We start from the raw sequence: 19,694 nt of genomic DNA, 5'->3' as shown, positions 1-19,694 counted from the left end.
GGACATTTCCATGGAAAGCGTCGATCTCTGGTCCCAGCTCGCCGCTTTGGGACAGGTCATCGCCATCGACCTCGTTCTGGCCGGCGACAACGCCATCGTGGTCGGCATGGCCGCCGCCGCGGTGCCCCTGGAGCAGCGCCGCAAGGTGATCTTCTGGGGCATCGGCGCGGCGATCCTGCTGCGCATCTTCTTCGCCCTCATCACCACCCAGCTTCTCGCCATCATCGGCCTGACCCTGGCCGGCGGCATCCTGCTGCTGTGGGTCTGCTGGAAGATGTTCCGCGAGCTGCGCTCCCACGGGGCGGACGAGGTGGCCCCCGACGAGGCGCTGGCGGCGACGGGGCCCGGGGACGCCGCGGTCGGCGCGGCGGTGGCGACGACCACCTTCGGCGCGGCGGTGTGGCAGATCATCGTGGCGGACGTGTCGATGTCGCTCGACAACGTGCTGGCGGTGGCCGGTGCCGCCAAGGATCACCCGACCATCCTGGTCATCGGCCTGCTGTTGTCCGTGGTGCTGATGGGGGCCGCGGCCAACATGATCGCGCATGTCCTGCACAAGCACCGCTGGGTCGGCTGGGTCGGTCTCCTCATCATCACCTATGTGGCGCTCGACATGATCTGGCGCGGCAGCAACGAAGTCCTGATGCACACCACCGGCCTATCGTGACGGAGCGCTTGCGATGATCAAGAAGATACTCGTCCCCCTGACCGGCCGCCCGCTGGACCACCGCGCCATCGCCACGGCCTTTCTGCTCGCCGACCGCTTCCGCGCCCATGTGGAAGGGTTGAGCGTCATGCCGCAGGTCGAGATCCGCACCTCGGTCGAAAGCGCCGCCATTCCCAAGGCGCTGGTCGAGCAGCTCATCCGCATCGGACAGGAGGATCAGGCGCGGGTGGTCGGGGCTGCCCACGACCTGTTCGAGGAATTCCGCACCCGCTTCGGCGCCGCGGAGGCGGACAGCCTGGCTGGCGGCGGCGAGGATGCGGACGGCTTGTCCGCCTCCTGGCAGCAGGCGACCGGCCCGCTGGCCGAAACCCTGGCGGAGGAGGCGCGGCTCGCCGATCTGGTGGTGATCGCCCAGACCTCCGACGGCACCAACGCCATGGGTCCGGCCATCGAGGCCACCCTGTTCGGCTCGGGCCGCCCGCTGCTGCTGGCTCCGGCAACCGAACCGGCGTCGGTCGGCTCCGCGGTCGCCGTTGCCTGGGACGGCGGGGCGGCGGCCTCGCGGGCGGTCGCCGCGGCGCTGCCCCTTCTGCAACGGGCCGGCAAGGTGGTCGTCCTGTCGGCGGAGGTCGCCGATCCCGGGCGAGCCGCAGACCCCGACCGCCTGTCGGCCTACCTCGCCCTGCACGGTGTCGCGGCATCCATCCGCAAGGTCGCGGCGTCGGGCCGCGCCGTCGGGCGGGCCTTGCAGGATACGGCGGTGGAGGCCGGCTGCGATCTGCTGGTGATGGGCGCCTACGGCCACAGCCGCGTGCGGGAACGGGTGTGGGGCGGCGTGACGCTGGACGTGCTGCGCGAACCGCCCGCCATTCCCATCTTCATGGCGCACTGATTTGTGCATTACGGTGCCCCGGCACCGGGAGACGGACCATGCGCATACTCGTCATCGAGGACACCGAGGATCTGGCCGACGCCATCGTCCACCGGCTGCGCAAGCTGGGCTACGCCGTCGATTGGGCGCCGACCGGGGATGAGGCGGAGGAGCTGCTGCGCCAGGAGGCGTACCAGCTCGTCCTGCTCGACATCATGCTGCCGGGGGTGGACGGGCAGACGCTGCTGAACCGCCTGCGCCAGCGCCGGGACGCCACGCCGGTGCTGGTGATGACCGCCCGGTCTCAGGTGAATGTGCGGATCGATCTGCTCGACCTCGGCGCCGACGACTTCATCGTGAAGCCCTTCGACCTGCGGGAGCTGGAGGCCCGCTGCCGCGCCCTGCTGCGCCGCTCGCACGGGCTCGCCTCCTCGCGGACGCAGTTCGGCAATCTGGTCTTCGATTCCGCGGCCAAGAAGGTGCTGGTCGATGGACGGCCCGTCGATCTGGGGGGCCGCGAGTTCCGGCTGCTGGAGCTGTTCCTCAGCAACCTGAACACCGTTCTGTCGAAGGAGGATCTGATGGACCGGCTGTTCAGCCTGGACCAGCCCACCGCGCTGAACGCCATCGAGTTGTATGTCTCCCGCCTCCGGCGCAAGCTGGAGGGCGCGTCGGTGGAGATCCGGACGGTTCGGGGGCTGGGTTATGTGGCGGAAGTGTGTGCCGAAGGCTGAGGGGTTCTCGCTGCGGCGGCGGCTGTTCATCCGGCTGCTCGGCGTGCTCGCCGTCCTGACCGCCGGCCTGTTCCTGTTCGTCAGCGCCTACGCCCAGCGCGCCGCCGACGCCGCCTTCGACCGGCTGCTGATGGCGTCGGCCCTGTCGATCTCCGACACGGTGCGGGTGGAGGACGGGCGCTTTTCCGTCGACCTGCCCTATTCCTCGCTGGGCATCCTGGCCCAGGCCCGGCGCGACCGCGTGTTCTACCGGATCACCGCGCCGGACGGCGAACTGGTCACCGGCTACCACGACCTGCCGGTGACGGCGGCGAGGACCGGAAGCGACGATGCCACCCGGTTCGGGAACGCCGTCTTCCGCGGCATGCCGGTGCGGGTCGCCGTCCTGAAGCGCTTCGCGGCGCAGCCGGAGCTTGGCGGCTGGGTCACCATCGCCGTCGCCCAGACGCGGGAGGAGCGCGGGGCGCTGGCCCGCGACATCCTGGCGAACGCCTTCCTTCCCATCGCCTTCACCGTCGTCGCGGCGGGTGGGCTGATCTGGTTCGGCGTGCGGCAGGCGCTGGCCCCGCTGGGGTCGCTGGAGCGGATGATCCGCGAGCGGCAGCCCCACGACTTCTCCCCCATCGCCATGCCGCCGCCGCAGGAGGTGTCGCAGCTCGTCCAGGCGATCAACCAGCTCATGGCGCGGCTCAAGGCCAATCTCGACACCATGCAGACCTTCCTGGCGGACGCCGCCCACCAGATCCGCACGCCGCTGGCCAGCCTGCGCCTTCAGGCCGAACTCGCCATCGACGAGGACGATCCCGACGCCCTGCACCGCATCGCCCAGCGCGTGCACCGCAACGCGGTCGAAGCCAGCCAGCTCACCAGCCAGCTTCTCAACCACGCCATGGTGATCCACCGCAGCGAGGCGCTGAAGCCGGAGGACGTCGATCTCGGCGCCCTTCTGGAGCAGGTGTTCCAGCGCGCCCGGGCGGTGGCCGGCGACACGCCGATCCGCCTGGACATCGACCGCGCGGCGGAGCCGGCCACCGTCCCCGGCGACGCCATCAGCCTGCGCGAGGCGCTGACCAACCTGCTCGACAACGCGGTGAAGTACGCCGGCCCGTCCGGCCCCATCGACCTGACGCTGGCGCCCCTGCCGGACGGGCGCGGCCTGCGCGTGGAGATCGCCGACCGCGGCCCCGGCGTGCCGGACGCGGAGAAGCGCCGCGTGCTGGAACGGTTCGGGCGCGGCAGTTCCGCCGCGGGGGTGGCGGGCAGCGGTCTGGGGCTGGCCATCGTGACGTCGGTGGTGGAGGCGCACGGGGCGGACTTCGCCCTGCTCGACCGCCCCGGCGGCGGGCTGATCGCGCGCATCGACTTTCCGGTGGCCGAGAGCGCCGCCGCCGTGGCGGGGGGAGGCGCGGGCCGGACCCTGCTGCCCCTGCTGGTCCTGTTCGCCCTGCTGTGGGCACCCTGGGCGCAGGCGGCGCAAGTGATCACCTACCCGGCTCCCGGCGGCGAGCGGGAGCGGCTGCGCATCCATTCGGCCACCGACCGGCAGGCCATCGAGCCGCTGGTCCTCGACTTCCAGCAACTCCGCCCGGACGTCACGGTCGAGTACAAGGACATGGACACCGCCGACCTCTACGCCGAGGCCATCCGGCAGCCCGCGGCGGAGAAGCCCGATCTGCTCATCAGCTCCGCCTCCGACCTTCAGGTGAAGCTGGTCAACGACGGCTACACCCAGCCCCACCGCTCCGCCCTGACGGACGCGCTGCCGGACTGGGCCAACTGGCGGGACGAGGCGTTCGGCTTCACCTTCGAGCCGGCGGTGATCGCCTACAACCGCGACCTTCTGGCCGCCGATCAGGCCCCGCGCACCCGCCCCGCCCTGATCCGCCTGCTGCGGGACGATCCGGCGCGCTTCAGCCGGCGGGTCGCCACCTACGACACGGCCGCCAGCGGCATCGGCTATCTGCTGGCCGCCCACGACGCTCTGCTCTTCGGCCAGTACTGGCAACTGGTGGCGATGATGGGCAACGCCCACGCGCGGCTGGCCTGCTGTTCCGGCGAGATCCTCGACATGGTGGAGCGGGGGGAGGTGCTGATTGCCTACAACGTTCTCGGCTCCTACGCGCGGGCGCGGGCCGCGGCGGGAGCGCCCATCGGCATCGTGGTGCCGGAGGACTACACGCTGGTCATCTCCCGCGTGGCGGTGATCCCCGGCACCGCTTCCCGCCCGCAGCTCGCCGGCCAGTTCATCGACTATCTGCTGTCGCCGCGCGGCCAGGAGGTGGTGGCCGACCGTTCCGCCCTCTACGCCATCTCTTCCGGCATCAAGCGGGAGGCGTCGGCGTCGGGCCTGCGCTCCAGCACGGCGGCGCCGCTGCACCCCATCGCGCTCAGCCCGGCCCTGTTGGTCTTCCTGGACCGGCTGAAGCGGGAGCGGTTCCTGCAACAGTGGCAATCGGCCATCCTGCTGCCCTGACCCGCCGCGAAGCCTTTGCGGGCGGAGCCTGGAGCAGCGGCAAGGAAAAAGAGCTTCCCTGAAGACATCACACCCGAAGGCAGGGCTCGGTGAAGCATCTCTGCAACCTTAAACGGAAATCATCGACCTTTTTTTGCGGACGGCGACGGAAACAAATCAACCGGCCGCAATGTTTCACACCGAAGAACGACAACTGATACGGCGCACGTTACATACGTATGCCATTCAAGGGAGCCGTAGCCGACCTGATTAATTACAAATACGCGATATCCGCTTGAGCGGCTCCACAACCATCACTATGATACACCCGGGTATGCAGGAGGGGCGCATGGCGGGCCTGTTGCAAAAGCTTACGGGGTGCGCTGCGCACGCGAATGCAGCCTTGGCGGTTTGCCCATGGCGGTGGCCGGATCATGCCGGACGCCGCCGGTCAGGACCTCTCCCGCTTGAATTCGGCCCCGCTTCCCGGTGACCGCCGTTTCGCCGCGGACCACGGGCCGGCCTCTTCGGGCAGAGACGTTTGAAGTGAAACACATCCCCTTCCGAAAAGGATCATTCAGCATGAACGACAACCGCGAACACGCCTCGACCGTCCAGCCGGCGAACCTCGACCTCTCCTTCATCAACAAGCGGCTCGAAATGGCCGGCTACACGTCGGAGCAGGCCACGGAGTCGGTCGAGGCCTACCGCCAGTTCCTGGTCGTGGTGGCGGCGAAGCCGAACCTGATCCTGGTGCCGACGAAGGCGGCGGATGCGGCGTGGCACGAGCACATCCTGTTCATGGACCGCTACGAGGCGGACATGATGCGGCTCGTCGGCGGCCGGGTCCACCATCACCCGGACGCCCCGGACGCCAAGACCTGGGAAAAGGCCGTCGCCAACACCCAGGACGCCTTCCGTGCGACGCTCGGCGTGGAGGTCCCGGCGGAGGAACTCGCCGCCTGCTATCTCACGGTCGAGGCGGCCTGATCGTCATACCATCGTATTGACCGTTGCATAATGCGGCCTGCTTGTTGCTAAATTCGATGGAGCGGCGGGCCGTCCCGCAGCCGCCCCCCTGATGGACCGTTCCGGCCGCCGTCAGGGGGAGCGGCCCGTCAACCCTGGTATCGGGAGGGAGGGATTGATGTCTGAGTTGTTCCAAGATCTTTCCAGCCGCGCCAGGGACATGAACGCCGCTCTGACCGTCTTCGACAAGAGCGACACGCTGCTGGCGACCAACGACAAGCAGAAGACGATCTATCCCTTCATCGATTTCTCGAACTCCGTCACGTTCCGGGACATCGTGTGGGAATGCGTCAAGCACAAGAAGTTCCGGTCGGACGCTATCTATTCCGACCCGGAGCGGTGGATCGGCTATGCCGAGGACGTGCGCCGGTTCAACCGGTTCTGGCAGTCCTTCACGCTGCATTCCGACGGGCGGATCATCCAGATCACCTACGAGAGGCTGGATGACACGGACGGCTGGTGGTACCAGATCCGCCGCGACGTGACCAACAACGTGATGGACAGTTTCCGGGGCGGCTTCGACAGCCTTCTTTCCCTGAACAGCGGCGTTCTGCCGCAGCCGAACCAGCCCTCTTTCGTCGTGCGGCTTCTTGACGCGCTGCCCTACCCGGCGGCGTTGCTGACGCCGCGCTGTCAGGTCATCGACGGCAACCGGTCCTTCGTCTCCATCGTGTCGCGGGGGGATGGGCTGGCCGTCCTGGGCGGTCGGCTGTGCATCCCGGACGCGCCCGCCGAGCAGGCGGAGCTGACCAAGCGGGCCGCCGGATTCTTCCGCCGCCGCACCCGCACACCGGTCACGCTGCGCGTGTCGCGCATGGACCAGCCCGCGCCCTATTTCGCCACCCTGTCGGAACCGCCGGCCCCGAGCGTCGGAGGCAACGGCCCGATGGACGGCATCCTTCTGCTGACCCTCGTCGATCCCGACGCGCTGCCCACCGTGTCGGCGCGCGCCGTCTCCGACCTGCTCCAGATCACCACCTCGGAAGCCGAGATCGCGCTGGCCCTCTGTTCCGGGCGGAGCGTGGACGAGATCGCCGAGGACCGCGGGGTGGAACGGCGCACCGTCTACAACCAGGTCTCCTCCATCCTGGGCAAGACCGGACTGCGCAACCAGCGGGAATCGTGCGTCAGGTGACGATGATCTGCTGGCATTTCGGGTCGCGCATCTGACGGAATCCGGTTATCCTGCCCGCCACGACACCGGGCGCGTGAATATCTGGATATGGCCGCACGCTTGTGCATACATATGTCGGACGTCCGGCGCCGCTCCGGCTCCGCCCTGGCTTGAAGCCGCGAAGGAGACGGGCGCGTCCGGTTGTCCCGCCACCGGTCCACGAGCCGCGACGTTCCGCCCATGTCCCTGTCCACGCTCCTGCGCCTGCTCCTGATTCTTCTGGCCGCCATCGGTGCCGGTGCGGGCGGCGTCGCGCTTCCGGCGAAGGCGGGAACCCTGCGGGCCAGCCTGTCCGACGACCTGACGACCATCGACCCGTTCGTCTTTCCCGGTCTGGTTACCGCGGGGGTCCTGCGGCAGGTCTATGAGGGCTTCACCGCCATGGACGCCGGGGGCAACGCCGTTCCGGCGCTGGCCACCGGCTGGGAGACGCCGGACGGCGGAAGGACCTGGCGCTTCACCCTGCGTCCGGGCGTGCGCTTCCATTCGGGACGGGAATTCACCGCCGCCGACGTCCTGTGGACCTGGGAACGCCACCTGACGCGCAAGCCGCAGCCCGGCTACAGCGCCTTCTATCTGCGTGGAATCGAGGGGGCCGCGGCGTTGCAGAAGGGGGACGCCGCATCGCTGGCCGGCGTGTCCATTCCCGATCCCCACACCGTCGTGGTGCGGCTGACCGAACCCGACGCGCTGTTCCCGCTCTACCCGTTCCTGTTCGTCGACCGCGGGATGGAGGCCGAGTTCGGGGCCGCGTGGCACGAGCGGGCGTCCGGCGGCACCGGCCCCTTCCGCCTTCTGTCCTGGCGGCGGGGCGATTCGGTGCGTCTGGAGGCGCACGCCGGCTACTGGGGCGGCGCCCCCGCCGTGGACGGGGTCTCGCTGGCGGTTCTGCCCGATGCCAACACGCTGCTGGCGCGCTATGACGCCAAGGATCTCGACGTAGCACCGCTTCCCGAGAACGTCGTGCGCACGGTGGTGCGCCAGCCCCGCTACGACGGGCAGGTCCGGGCCTTCGCCCGCGCGCAGGTGCGCTACCTCGCCCTGAACCAGAGCTTGTACCCGCCCTTCCGCGACCGCCGCGTGCGCGAAGCGATGCGGCACGCGCTCGACCGGGCGGCCACCCTGGACGGTCTGTACGCCGGGCGGGCCGTGCTGGCGAACGGCTTCGTCACGCCCGGCCTGGGCGGCTACCGTCCCGACGCGCCGACGCCGGCGCCTGACGATCCGAACCGGGGCGATCCGAACCGGGCCGATCCGAACCGGGCCAAGGCTCTGCTGGCCGAGGCCGGCTACGCCGACGGGCGCGGCCTGCCACCGCTCCAGATCGCCGGCGCCCCCAACGTGCGGGAGGAGGCGACCTACGTCGCGGCCCAGCTCGGCGCGGTGCTGGGGATACCGGTCGGCGTGCGGATTCAGGAGCGCGCCGTCTACGTGGCGGCGATCAACGAGGGGCGCGAGGCATTGTTCATCAACGGCTGGACGGCGGACTTCCCCGATCCCGTGGACCAGCTCGCCAGCCAGTGGCACAGCGCCAGCCCGACCAACCGCAGCCGCTGGCACAACGCGGATTTCGACCGGCTGATGGACCGGGCGCGCGGCCTCGCCGATCCCGCCGCCCGCGGCGCGCTCTACCGCGAGGCCGAAGACCTGTTGCGGGAGGAGGCTGTGGCCGTGCCCCTGCCGGTGCCGCAGTTCGTCGCGCTGGTCCGCCCGGGCGTGACGGGGATGGTGATCCGGCCCGACGGCACACCGGACTACCGCTCCACCCGGCTGCCGTGACGGGACGCGGGGTCACCGGGCGCCCTCCCTCTCGGCGCCGCCTGCCCTGGCGGTTGGTCCGGCGCCTGCCGGGGCTGCTGATCCTGTGCGGGGCCGCCGTGCTGGCGAGCTTTCTGGCGTCCCGCGCGTTGCCGGGCGATCCGGTCATGCTGATGGTGGACGGTGGGGCCGCGGACCCCGAGATGGTCCGTCGGCTGCGCGAGGACGCCGGTCTGGACCGGCCGTTGGCCGCTCAATTCCTGTCCTACGCCCTTGCCCTGCTGCGGGGCGACCTCGGCCAGTCTCTGCGCTACGGCGGCGTGCCGGTGACGGAGCTTGTGGGCGAGGCCCTGCCGGTGACGCTGGGTCTGCTGGCGGGCGCCGCCGCGCTGGCCTTGCCCGCCGGCCTCGCCCTGGGTCTCGCCGCGGCCGGCGGACGGCGGTCGTGGCCGGGCACGGCCCTCACCATCGGATCGGTGCTGGCCTTGTCCGTGCCGCCGCTGGCGCTGGCGACGTGGCTGATGCTGGCCGGCTCGGGCACGGCGCCATGGGCCGTCGCGGCGCTGGCCCTGCCGGCGGCGGCGATCGTCGCCCGCCTGACGCATACGCTGGTGACGGACGTGCTGGGGCGCGATTTCATCCGCACCGCGCAGGCAAAGGGGCTCGGGCGGGCCGCCGTTCTGATGCGCCACGCCCTGCCGAACGCGCTGGTGCCGCTGACGGCGGGGATCGGATCGGTGACCGGCACGATCCTCACCACAACGGCGGCGGTCGAGGCCGTCTTCGCCCTGCCGGGGATCGGGCGGCTGACCGTCCAGGCGGTGCTGGCGCGCGATCACCCGGTGGCCGGCGCCGCGGTCCTGGTCTTCGTCCTGATGCAGGTCGCCGTCAGCCTGACCGCCGAACTGCTGATCGGCCTCGCCGACCCACGGCTGCGCGACGGCGGGAAGGCGCCGTGACCATGGCGCGCTCCCTTGCCGGGCGCGCCGGCCTTCTGCTCGCGGCGGCGCTGGCGGCTGCGCTGGCCCTGGCCGCGCTTCTGCTTCCGCTCGATCCGTCCGCCATGGATCTCGGGCGGGCCTGGGCCGGGCCGTCCGCCGCCCACCCGCTGGGGTGCGACGGGCTGGGCCGCGACGTCGCGGCGCGGCTGATCGCCGGGACGGGAACCTCCTTCGCCATCGCCGGGCTGGCGCTCGGCCTTGCCGTGGGGCTCGGCTTCGCGCTGGGCGGGGTGGCGGGCTGGATCGGCGGGCGGGTGGACGCGGCGGTTCTGCGGCTGGCCGATCTGCTTCACGGCTTTCCCGAACTGTCGCTCGCCATTGTCGCCTCGGCGCTTCTGGGGCCGGGCACGGATGCCGTGGTGCTGACGCTCGCCTTCGCGGCGTGGCCCTCGCATGTCCGCTGGTGCCGGGCGCTGACCCTGTCGAACCGCACCGCCGAGCATGTGGCCGCCGCCGCCGCCCTCGGCGCGGGGCCGCTGCACACGGTCCTCCATCATTTCCTTCCGGCGATCGCCGGGCCGGTCGCCATCCGCGCCGCCCTGTCCATCGGTCCCGTCATGGTGGCGGAGGCCACGCTGAGCGGCCTGGGTCTGGGCATCCAGGAGCCGTCGGTGTCGCTGGGCACCCTGATCCGCGACGGTCTGGCCGACCTGCGCGGCGCCCCGCACCTGATCGCCGCGACGACGGTCACCGTCGCCGCCATCGCGCTTTCCATCAACCTGCTGGCCGAGAGCCTGCGCGAGGGCCTCGACCCGCGCGGAACGCCGTTCCGATGGCCGCGGCCCTTCCGGCGGCGCCCGTAGCGGCCCGGCCCCTCAGCGCCGCTGGAGCGTCATGGTGTAGCGGAAGCCGGCGCCGGGATGGGTGTTGACGGCGATCTCCACCAGACGTCCGTCCTCGGTGAAATAACGCCGGGTGATGACGAGGATCGGCGACTGCGGCGGGACATGCAGGCGCGAGGCGACGTTCAGGCTGGCCGGGGCGGCCTCGATGTCCTGCATCACCTCGGCGATGCGGACGCCGTAGCGCTGCTCCAGCACCGTGTAGATGGCGTACTGCACGACGTCCAGGTTGCGCACCACGTCGGAATAGGCCGCGTCGATGTAGACCTCGACGTAGGAGAAGGGCTCCGACGTTTCGCGGGTGCGGCGCAGCGCGCTGACGCGGAACCACTGCGTCTCGGGACGGCAGCCCAGCCGGCCCGCCAGTTCCTCCTCCACGATGATGCGGTCCACCGAAAGGATTTCCAGGCGGGTCGAGGTGGCGTACTGGACCAGCTCGTCCAGGGTGCTGATGGAGTTGACGAAGCGTCCGTCCGCGCGGCGCGCCGCCAGGACCGATCCCGATCCCTGCCGGCGCAGGATGTAGCCCATCTCCTGAAGCCGGCGCAGCGCCTCGCGCACCGTGTGGCGGCTGACGGCGAAGCGGCTGCACAGTTCCTGCTCGGTCGGCAGGCGGTCGCCGACGGCGTAGGCGCCGGCGTCGATCTCCTCCAGCAGGGTGCGGACGATCTCCTGGTAGAGCGGGGTTTCCGCCCTCTCCGCTGCGCTTTCGCCGCCGCCTTCCCTCACGCCGTCCGCTTCTTCCGACATCGCGTCCCCCATGATGCCGGAAGATGGACGAGCCGGCGCGCCGATGCAACCGGCGTGCGAACGCAGACTACGTCAGCAGGACCAGCGACAGGGCCGGGAAAGCGTTGATGGCGACCAGCGCGACCAGCCGCATTCCGTAGAAGGGCAGCACGCCCTTCACGATGGAATGGAGCGGCATCTTGGTGATGCGGCTCATCACGAACAGGTTCAGGCCGACCGGCGGCGTCAGGGTCGCCACCTCCACCAGCGCGGTCATGATGACGGCGAAATGGATCGGGTTCACCCCCACCGCCTGCGCCATCGGGAACAGGATCGGCGACAGCAGGACGATCATCGACACGCCGTCCAGGAACATGCCGATGACGAGCAGCAGCAGGTTGACGGCCAGCAGGAACTCGAAGGGGGAGACCTGCGCGTCCTTCAGCATCGCGGTCAGTTCGGCGGACAGGCCGAGGCGGGTCAGCACCGCCGTCAGCAGGCCGGACCCCAGCAGCACGCCGTAGATCATCACGGTCTGGAGCACCGACTCCCGCGCCGTCTCCCACACCGCGACGAGGTTGGCCGTGCGGTAGACCAGCGTCACCAGGACCACCGCGTAGACGGCGGCCAGCGCCGACACCTCCGTCGGGGTGAACCAGCCCATGTAGATCGTGCCGATGATGAGCACCGGCATCATCAGCGCTCCGGCCGCACCCGGCAGGCGCTGGCCGAAGCCCTTCCAGTCCGGTCGCTCCCCGACATGGCCGTAGCCCTTGACCCGGCTGACGATCAGCGTGGTGATGCCGAGCAGCAGCGCCTCGAACAGGCCGGGCACGATGCCGGCGATGAACAGGTCGGTGATCGGCAGCCCGACGATGGAGCCGATCAGGATGAAGGTCAGCGACGGCGGGATCATCAGCCCCAGCGTGCCGCAGACCGCGACCAGCGAAGCGGCGAAGCGGGGCGGATAGCCCTCGTTCGGCATCAGCTTCACCGCCGCCGGGCCGAGCGCCACGGCGCAGGCCACCGACGACCCGTTGACCGCCGCGAAGAACACGCTGGACATGGCGAGCGCCAGGGCGATGCCGCCGCGGAAGTAGCGGATCAGCGTGCCGACCAGTTCCAGGATGACCAGCGCGAGGTTGCCGCGCGACATCAGGTTGCCCGCGAAGATGAAGAACGGAATGCAGACCAGCGCGTATTTGTCGACGGAATCCCAGGCCATCTGCGCGACCAGGACGACCGGGATGTTGAAGTTGAAGGTCAGCAGCCCGACCGCGATGACGCCCAGCGCCAGGGCGATGTGCACGCCCGCGGCCACGAAGAACAGCAGGCTGACGACGGCGATGACGGTGGTCATGGTGTCTCCTCTCCCCTTTTCTGGCCCTTTTTTGGCCCTTTTATGGCCGGCGCCTACAGGTTCTCGCCTTCGGCGGGCGGGTCGGGGTCGTGGCCGCGCAGCAGCAGGACGATGTTGCCGAGAAAGGCGAAGCCGTACAGCACCCCGCCCAGCGGCAGCACCAGCCGCACCAGCCACAGGGGCAGGTCGAGGTTGGATTCCGTGAACATGCCCACGGCCTGAAGGTGCGAGACCTCCTGCACGCCGGCGATGACCAGAAGGACGCTGAAGGCCAGCCCGATCAGGCTGTTCAGCCAGGCGAGCGCCAGCCGCGCCCGGCGCGGCATCAGGTTGAGCAGCAGGTCCATGCGGATGTAGTGGCCGTGGCGCGTGCCGACGCCCAGCGACAGCAGCACGCTCCACACCACCAGGAAGCGGACCAGTTCCTCCGCCCACCAATGGCTTTCCGACAGGAGGGAGCGGCTGGCCGCCTCGTAGAACATGAAGCCGATCGCCGCCATCATCAGAATGGTCGCGACGTTCAGGAGGATGCGGTCCTCGATGAAGCTCCACCAGACCGGCAGGCCGCGGCCCGGCGGCGAAGCGGCTGCCGGCCGCGCGTCGGCAGCGGCGGCATGGCCGTGCGGAGGCGCGGAGGTCAATGTATCGGTTCCCGGCATGGGCGGAACTCCCTTCACGAGAAGACCTGTGTCTTGGGGACGCGGCGCAGCCATCCGGCGGCGCGTTCATGGGCGTCGGCGATGCGCAGAAGCGTGGCCTCCGCGTGCGGGCGCCCGATGAGCTGGAGTGCCACCGGCATCCCGTCCGGGTCGAAGCCCGCGGGCGTGACGAGCGCCGGCAGGCCCAGATAGGAGACCGGGCGGGTCAGCGCCGCCACCCCGGCGACCACCGCCGCCATCGCCGGCCCGGCCCCCACATCGGTCTGCGCGGCGGTCGGCACGCGGCTCCGCAGGGCGGGAACGAACAGCGCGTCGCATTGGGTGAAGGGGCCGTCGATCATCGCCCGGAGGTGAAGCGCCCGGAGCTGCTTCGCCTGGAGGTAGGTGGCCGCCGGCACCATCAGCCCCTGCAGCAGGCGGGCGCGCACCTGCGGGCCGTAATCCTGCGGACGCTCGCGCAGCCAGGGCGCATGGATGGCCGCCGCCTCCGGCGTGAAGACGAGGTTGGCGAGGTCGCCGTAGGGTTCGTGGTCGGGGATGTCCACCTCCACGAAGCGGGCGCCCGCCCGCTCCAGCACCGCCCGCGCCTGTTCCAGCGCGGCGGCCACGGCGGGGTCCAGCCCGTCGCAGTAGAACCGGTTCGGGATGCCCAGCCGCAGGCCCTCCACCCCCTGGCCGATCCCCTCCGCGGCGTCCGTCCGCCCGGTGATGAGCGAGAACAGCGTCGCCGCGTCCTCCGCGCTGCGGGCCAGCGGGCCGACGCAGTCCAGGCTTTCCGACAGCGGCATCACGCCGTCCATCGGCGTCGCCCCCTGCGTCGGCTTCAGCCCGACCACGCCGCAGAGCGCCGCGGGAAGCCGCACCGATCCGCCGGTGTCCGACCCCAGCGAACCGAAAGCCAGCCTCGCCGCCACCGCAGCGCCGGACCCGGAGGAGGAGCCGCCGGTGATGCGGTCGGGGTCCCAGGGGTTGCGGCAGCGCCCGAGATGGGCGTTGTGCCCGGTCGGCCCCATGGCGAATTCGGCCATGTGCAGCGTGCCGAGAGTCACCGCCCCCGCCGCGTCCAGCCGCTCCAGCACCGTGGCCGTCCGCTCCGGGCGGAAGCCGCGGCGGATCGGGGAGCCGCAGGTGCAGGGCTTCCCGGCGCGGTGGAACATGTCCTTGTGGGCCAGAGGCACGCCGTGCAGCGGCCCGCGCAGCCGCCCGGCCCGAATCTCGGCATCGGCTCGGCGGGCGGCGGCCAGCGCCTCCTCCGCCTCGACCGAGAGGAAGGCGTTGAGGGTGGGGTTCAGCCGGGCGACGCGGTCCAGGCAGGCGTCCGCCAGGGCCTCCGCGCGCAGGGCGCCGTCGCGGACCGCCCTTGCGGCCTCCGTCAGGGTCAGCGTGGCGGGATCGGTCATGCCCGCTCCCCGGCGATCAGCGCCGTGTGGGCGTTCGGCGGCACGTCGAACAGCGGGCCGCCGGGATGCGCCGCCGCCAGGATGCCCGGCACGGCGGCCAGCAGGCGCCCGCACAGGGCGGCGTCCGCATCGTCCAGGGCCACCCCCTGGAGCGCGGCCAGGGTCCGCGCGCAGGCGGCGCTGTCCCCGATGGAGTGTTCCGTCATTCCTTCCCTCCCTTCCGGTGCTGCTCCCGCGCGGCTCTTCCGGCCGTTCTCCGCGGGTGGGGCCTTTGGCGGCCCCCGTGTCTCATCCGGAGCGTTGAAGCGTCATTTCATAGCGGTATCGCCCGGCGGCGTGGCTGTTGACCGCCACCTCCAGCACTTTTCCTTCGGCATCCAGATAATGCCGGATCACGACCAGGATCGGGGTGCCGACCTCCACCGACAGGCGCGAGGCCAGATTGGCGTCCGCCGAGGTGGCCTCGATGGACTGCACCACCTCCTCGATCCGCAGGCCGTACCGGTTTTCCAGAACGGCGTAGACGGCGACCGGAAAGGTCCCGATGGCCTGAGCCACGTCGTCGAAGGCGGCGGGCAGGAACACCTCGGTGTAGCAGAGCGGCGTCCGCTCCCCCGGCTGGCGGCGCAGCGCCACGACCCGGACCCAGGGCGTGTCGGGCGGCGACTGGAGCAGCTCCGCCGTCCGCCCTTCCACCAGGATCTTTTCCACCGCCAGCACCTCCAGCCGGGTGGAGGAGGCGTACTGCCCGATCTCCGCGAGGCTGGACAGCGCGTTGTGGAACCGCCCGTCGGGCCGGGCGGCGGTCACCACCGACCCTGAGCCCTGGCGGCGCGCGATCAGGCCGAGATCCTGAAGCCGGCGCAACGCCTCCCGCACCGTGTAGCGGCTGGCGGAGAAGCGCAGGCAGAGTTCCTGCTCGGTCGGCAGCCGTTCGCCGATCCCGATCCGCCCGTCCGTGATGTCGGCGCGCAGCGCCTCCAGGATTTCCTGGAAGCGCGGCCCCTCCGGGGCGGACGGGCGGGCGGTGGTCTGGCGAACGGCGGTCTTCACAGCGCCCCCTGTTCCCGCAGGGCGGCGATGCGCTCCGGCCCGATGCCGATGCGGCCGAGCACATCCTCCGTGTCGGCGCCCAGAGCCGGGGCGGGGCGGGTGGGAAGCGTCTCGCCGCCGATGCGCACCGGCCCGGTCAGCATCCGCACCGCGTCCGTTCCGTCCGGACCGGTGAAGTCGGCCACCCGGTCGCTCTCGCGGACGAAGGGATTCTCCAGCGCCTGGGCGATGTCGAGGACCGGAGCGGCGGGAACCGCGCCGCCGAGGATCTCCACCCACTCCGCCGTGGTGCGGTGGCTCAGCGCCTCGTCCAGCAGGACGGTCAGCGCCTCGCGGTTGGCCAGCCGGTCCTTGAAGCTGCGAAAGCGCGGGTCCTCCGCCCATTCGGGCTTGCCGATCCGGTCGCAGAGCACCGGCCAGAACTTCTCCTTGTTGCACATGATGAAAAGCCAGCCGTCCCGCGTCCGGTAAAGCTGCGACGGGGTCAGAGAGGGGTGCGCGGAGCGCGGCTCCCGCCCCTGGTTGTGACCGCCGTTCAGGTACCATGTGGCGAGATAGGTCATGTTGTGCAGCGCCGTGTCGAACAGGCTGACGTCCACGTCCGTGCCCTGGCCGCTGGCCCGCGCCCCGACCACGCCGGAGACGAGGCCGAAGACGGTCATCAGGCCGGTCATCATGTCCACCACCGACATGCCGAAGCGGGCGGGCGGGCCGTCCGGCTCGCCGGTCACCGACAGGTAGCCGGCCTCCGCCTGCATCAGATAGTCGTAGCCCGGCCATGCCCGCCGCGGCCCCTGCCGCCCGTAGGCGGACAGATGGGCGCAGACGATCTTCGGGTTGACGGCCTTCAGATGCTCGTAGGTCAGTCCCAGCTTGTCCGGCAGGTCGCCGCGCAGATTGTCCAGCACGGCGTCGGCGTGGCGCACCAGCTCGTGCAGCACCGCCATGCCTTCGGGGTGCTTCAGGTTCAGGGTGATGCTGCGCTTGTTGCGGTTGAAGGACTGGTAGAAATGGCTGTTGCCGGGGCCGAAGTAATGGGGGCCGACATGGCGGCCGATCTCCCCGCCCTCGGCGGGATTCTCGACCTTGATGACCTCGGCCCCGAGGTCGGCCAGAAGCATGGTGCCGAACGGGCCGGCGCCGTATTGCTCCACGGCGATGACGGTAACGCCTTCGAGGGGTAGCACGCGGTGTCTCCCTGGTGGGGTGTGCGGGGTGTGGGGAGTGGGCGTGGTTGCGTCGGGCCCCCACCCAACCCTCCCCCACCTTCGGCGGGGGAGGGCTTAACTCCTCCCCCCGCGAAGTGGGGGGAGGCCGGGAGGGGGGCCCAGTTCAGGAACGCCCCCTCACACCGGATTCTGCTCGATCAGCCGCTTGGCGATGATGATGCGCTGGATCTCGTTGGTGCCCTCGCCGATGCACAGCAGGGGGGCGTCGCGGTAGAGACGCTCCACCACGAACTCCTTGGAATAGCCGTAGCCGCCGTGGATGCGCATGGCGTCCATGGCGTTCTCCACCGCCGCCTCCGACGCGAACAGCTTGGCCATGCCGGCCTCGTAGTCGCAGCGTTCGCCGCGGTCGAGCGCGTTGGCCGCCTGCTGGACCAGAAGCCGCGCCGCCGACACGCGGGTCGCCATGTCGGCCAGCTTCATCGCCACCGCCTGATGCTCGTGGATCGGCTTGCCGAAGGTCTTGCGCTGCTGGCTGTACTTCACGGACTCGTCCAGCGCCGCCTGGGCCACGCCGACGCCGCGCGCCGCCACGTTGACGCGGCCAAGCTCCAGGCCGGAGATGGCGCAGGCCATGCCGCGGCCCTCCACCCCGCCGATCAGCCGGTCCGCCGGGACGCGGTAGTCCTCGAAGACCAGCTCGGCGGAATCGATGCCCTTGTAGCCCAGCTTCTCCAGCTTGCGGCTGACCGTGAAGCCCGGCCCCTTCTCGGCCAGGACCATCGACATGCCCTTGTGGCGGGGCTGCGCGGTGGGGTCGGTCTTGACCAGCAGGGCAAAGCAGCTTCCCTGGATGCCGTTGGTGATCCAGGTCTTCGAGCCGTTGATGACGTAATCGTCGCCGTCGCGCCGCGCCACCGTGCGGATGGCCTGAAGGTCGGTTCCGCAGTCCGGCTCCGTCAGAGCGAGGCCGCCGCGCAGCTCGCCGGTGGCGAAGCGCGGCAGGAAGGCGGCCTTCTGCTCCTCCGTTCCCGTCTTGTTGACGATGAAGGCCATGATGAGGTGCGAGTTCATGATGCCGGTCAGGGACATCCAGACCGTCGAGATCCGCTCGATCATCTTGGCGTAGGTGGAGGGGCGCAGGCCCAGCCCGCCATACTCCTCCGGGATCGTGGCCCCGAACAGGCCGAGTTCCTTCATCCGCTCGACGATCTCGTCGGGGTAGATGTCGTCGTGCTCCAGTTTCAGGGCGACCGGCTTGACGTGGCGGTCGAGGAAACGGTCCACGCTGTCGAGGATCAGGCGTTCCTGCTCGTCGCGTTCCGCGTCGGTCATGGTGGCAGTGGTGGCGCTCATGGGCAGCTTCCCCGGATAGGATGGTCAGCGGACGGACGGCGACAGGACGGACAGGGAGTCCGCCGCGCGCGGGGCTTGGTCGAGGCCGAGGACGGCGTCCTCGATGCGGGAGGCGGCGGTCTCGTGGACGGCCATGGCGGCGTTGCCGCGGTACTTGTCCACGATGTCGGCGTTGGACAGCGGGCGGTCGGCGGCGCCGCGGTTGATGTGCTCGCGGTGGCGCAGCTCCCGCCCGTCGTCGAGCGTGACGACCAGCTCGCCCGAATAGGCCTTCGGGAAGGGCGAGTCCGGGTCGTGGCGGTAGGACACCTTCGACGCCACGTCGAGGATCGCCGCGTCGCCCAGCGCGTCGTTCTCCAACTCCGCCAGGGTCAGGCGCCCGCGTACCAGCGCGGCGGCGACCAGGAAGGGCACGCTGAACTGCGCGTCGTAGGAGTTGGCGGGGCGCTTCTTGTTGGCCTCCGGCTCGCAGACGGTCTTGACGACCTGTTCGGGGACCAGCGCCTCGATCCGGCGGATGCGGGCGACGTCCAGCCCGTCCCGGCGCAAGGCCAGTGCCGCGTCCACGCAGGCGTGGGTGAAGTGGCAGGCCGGATAGGGCTTGATCGCCGTCGCCATCAACTCCCACGTCTCGCCGAGGCCGGCGGTGGCGATGCCAAGCTCGGCGCGCCCGGCCTCCTTGCCGAGATAGGCGTTGAACAGGCCGAAGCGGCCCTCGTAGGGGCGGGTGACGCCGACGAAGCCCTCGCGGGCCAGCGCCGCCGCGGTGATGCCCGCCGCCGCCGCCCAGCCGGGATGCAGCCGCTTGTTCCAGGCGCCGTCCTCCAGGAATTCCAGGCTGCCGCTCGCCATCGACAGGGCGATGCCCTGGGCGGCGGCCAGTTGCGCGCGGGTCAGGCCGAGCAGCCGCCCCGCGGCCAGCGCACAGCCGAACACGCCGATCATGCCCGTGGGGTGGAAGCCCACCTGGTGGAAGCCGCCGCGAGCCACCGAGCCGAGCCGGGCCGCCGCCTCCACCCCCAGCACATAGGCGCTGACCACCGACCGCCCGTCCGCACCGGTCATCGCCGCCGCCGACAGAACGGCGGGAAGCACGCTGGCGGTCGGGTGGATGACGCCGCCGATGTGCGTGTCGTCGTAGTCGAGACCGTGGCAGAGCAGCCCGTTGACCGTCGCCGCGTCGCGGGCGGGCAGCGAGGCGGGCATGCCGATCACCGGCACCGGCCCCTCCCCCGCCAGCCCGCGCAGGGCGGTCAGCGTCTTGTGGGCGAAGTCGTAGCGGGTCGAGGCGAGCGCGATGCCGACCGCGTCCAGCATGTGGTGCGGCGCGCGGCTGCGGACCTCTTCCGGGATGGCGTCGTCGGGGGTATCGGCGACGAAGGCGGCCAACGTGGCGGCAATGGATTCCGTCGTGGGATCGGTGGCGGGCATGGGTCCTCC

General features: G+C 70.7%; 18 protein-coding genes. 9 read left to right on the top strand and 9 right to left on the bottom strand.

Annotated elements, in window-relative coordinates:
* Positions 1-10: 10 nt before the first annotated feature.
* From DS843_RS24340 to DS843_RS24295, 9 genes are all read left to right on the top strand, one after another.
* Entirely contained in the window at positions 11-667 is a 657-nt protein-coding gene (locus DS843_RS24340; protein WP_149471418.1) for a TerC family protein, read from the top strand.
* 13 nt (positions 668-680) lie between these two features.
* Positions 681-1,559: a universal stress protein gene (locus DS843_RS24335; protein ID WP_149471417.1), complete on the top strand. Its 879-nt coding sequence runs from the start codon at positions 681-683 to the stop codon at positions 1,557-1,559.
* Between the two features lie 38 nt (positions 1,560-1,597).
* Positions 1,598-2,272 carry a response regulator transcription factor gene (locus DS843_RS24330; RefSeq protein WP_149471416.1) on the top strand — a complete coding sequence of 225 codons (675 nt, stop codon included), beginning with the start codon at positions 1,598-1,600 and terminating at the stop codon, positions 2,270-2,272.
* Positions 2,259-4,745 carry a sensor histidine kinase gene (locus DS843_RS24325; protein WP_149471415.1) on the top strand — a complete coding sequence of 829 codons (2,487 nt, stop codon included), beginning with the start codon at positions 2,259-2,261 and terminating at the stop codon, positions 4,743-4,745. The genes DS843_RS24330 and DS843_RS24325 overlap by 14 nt, the downstream gene beginning before the upstream one ends.
* A 561-nt stretch (positions 4,746-5,306) precedes the next feature.
* Positions 5,307-5,714, top strand: a complete 408-nt coding sequence (locus DS843_RS24315; RefSeq protein ID WP_149471414.1) for a glycine-rich domain-containing protein — start codon at positions 5,307-5,309, stop codon at positions 5,712-5,714.
* 157 nt (positions 5,715-5,871) lie between these two features.
* Positions 5,872-6,888, top strand: a complete 1,017-nt coding sequence (locus tag DS843_RS24310; protein WP_149471413.1) for a helix-turn-helix transcriptional regulator — start codon at positions 5,872-5,874, stop codon at positions 6,886-6,888.
* A 219-nt stretch (positions 6,889-7,107) separates the two neighbouring features.
* Complete coding sequence (locus DS843_RS24305) at positions 7,108-8,706, top strand: ABC transporter substrate-binding protein (protein ID WP_149471412.1); 1,599 nt, start codon at positions 7,108-7,110, stop codon at positions 8,704-8,706.
* Positions 8,703-9,644: an ABC transporter permease gene (locus DS843_RS24300; protein ID WP_149471411.1), complete on the top strand. Its 942-nt coding sequence runs from the start codon at positions 8,703-8,705 to the stop codon at positions 9,642-9,644. The genes DS843_RS24305 and DS843_RS24300 overlap by 4 nt, the downstream gene beginning before the upstream one ends.
* Positions 9,645-9,646: 2 nt before the next feature.
* Positions 9,647-10,489, top strand: a complete 843-nt coding sequence (locus DS843_RS24295) for an ABC transporter permease (protein ID WP_149471410.1) — start codon at positions 9,647-9,649, stop codon at positions 10,487-10,489.
* 12 nt (positions 10,490-10,501) lie between these two features.
* On the opposite strand, the gene DS843_RS24290 is transcribed toward DS843_RS24295, so the two are convergent.
* The 9 genes from DS843_RS24290 to DS843_RS24250 all read right to left on the bottom strand — a co-directional run bounded on the left by DS843_RS24290 (position 10,502) and on the right by DS843_RS24250 (position 19,685).
* Entirely contained in the window at positions 10,502-11,278 is a 777-nt protein-coding gene (locus DS843_RS24290; protein ID WP_149471409.1) for a GntR family transcriptional regulator, read from the bottom strand.
* A 67-nt stretch (positions 11,279-11,345) separates the two neighbouring features.
* Positions 11,346-12,617, bottom strand: a complete 1,272-nt coding sequence (locus tag DS843_RS24285) for a TRAP transporter large permease (protein WP_149471408.1) — start codon at positions 12,615-12,617, stop codon at positions 11,346-11,348.
* Between the two features lie 53 nt (positions 12,618-12,670).
* Entirely contained in the window at positions 12,671-13,276 is a 606-nt protein-coding gene (locus tag DS843_RS24280; protein ID WP_149471407.1) for a TRAP transporter small permease, read from the bottom strand.
* A gap of 14 nt (positions 13,277-13,290) precedes the next feature.
* Positions 13,291-14,676, bottom strand: a complete 1,386-nt coding sequence (locus DS843_RS24275) for an amidase (protein ID WP_149471406.1) — start codon at positions 14,674-14,676, stop codon at positions 13,291-13,293.
* Positions 14,673-14,882: a hypothetical protein gene (locus tag DS843_RS24270; protein ID WP_149471405.1), complete on the bottom strand. Its 210-nt coding sequence runs from the start codon at positions 14,880-14,882 to the stop codon at positions 14,673-14,675. The genes DS843_RS24275 and DS843_RS24270 overlap by 4 nt, the downstream gene beginning before the upstream one ends.
* An 82-nt stretch (positions 14,883-14,964) precedes the next feature.
* A complete protein-coding gene (locus DS843_RS24265; RefSeq protein ID WP_149471404.1) occupies positions 14,965-15,729 on the bottom strand; it encodes a GntR family transcriptional regulator in 765 nt (254 codons plus the stop codon).
* On the bottom strand, positions 15,726-16,916 hold the full coding sequence (locus tag DS843_RS24260) for a CaiB/BaiF CoA transferase family protein (protein WP_149471403.1): 1,191 nt from the start codon (positions 16,914-16,916) through the stop codon (positions 15,726-15,728). The genes DS843_RS24265 and DS843_RS24260 overlap by 4 nt, the downstream gene beginning before the upstream one ends.
* Before the next feature lie 159 nt (positions 16,917-17,075).
* Positions 17,076-18,254, bottom strand: a complete 1,179-nt coding sequence (locus DS843_RS24255; RefSeq protein ID WP_208852306.1) for an acyl-CoA dehydrogenase family protein — start codon at positions 18,252-18,254, stop codon at positions 17,076-17,078.
* 24 nt (positions 18,255-18,278) lie between these two features.
* Complete coding sequence (locus DS843_RS24250; RefSeq protein ID WP_149471402.1) at positions 18,279-19,685, bottom strand: MmgE/PrpD family protein; 1,407 nt, start codon at positions 19,683-19,685, stop codon at positions 18,279-18,281.
* Positions 19,686-19,694: the final 9 nt, after the last annotated feature.

The sequence above is a fragment of the Roseomonas genomospecies 6 genome (genome assembly GCF_008365375.1).
Classification (GTDB): Bacteria; Pseudomonadota; Alphaproteobacteria; order Azospirillales; family Azospirillaceae; genus Azospirillum.
The sequence above is the reverse complement of the archived record's forward strand: the minus strand, read 5'-3'. Positions and strand labels throughout refer to the sequence as shown.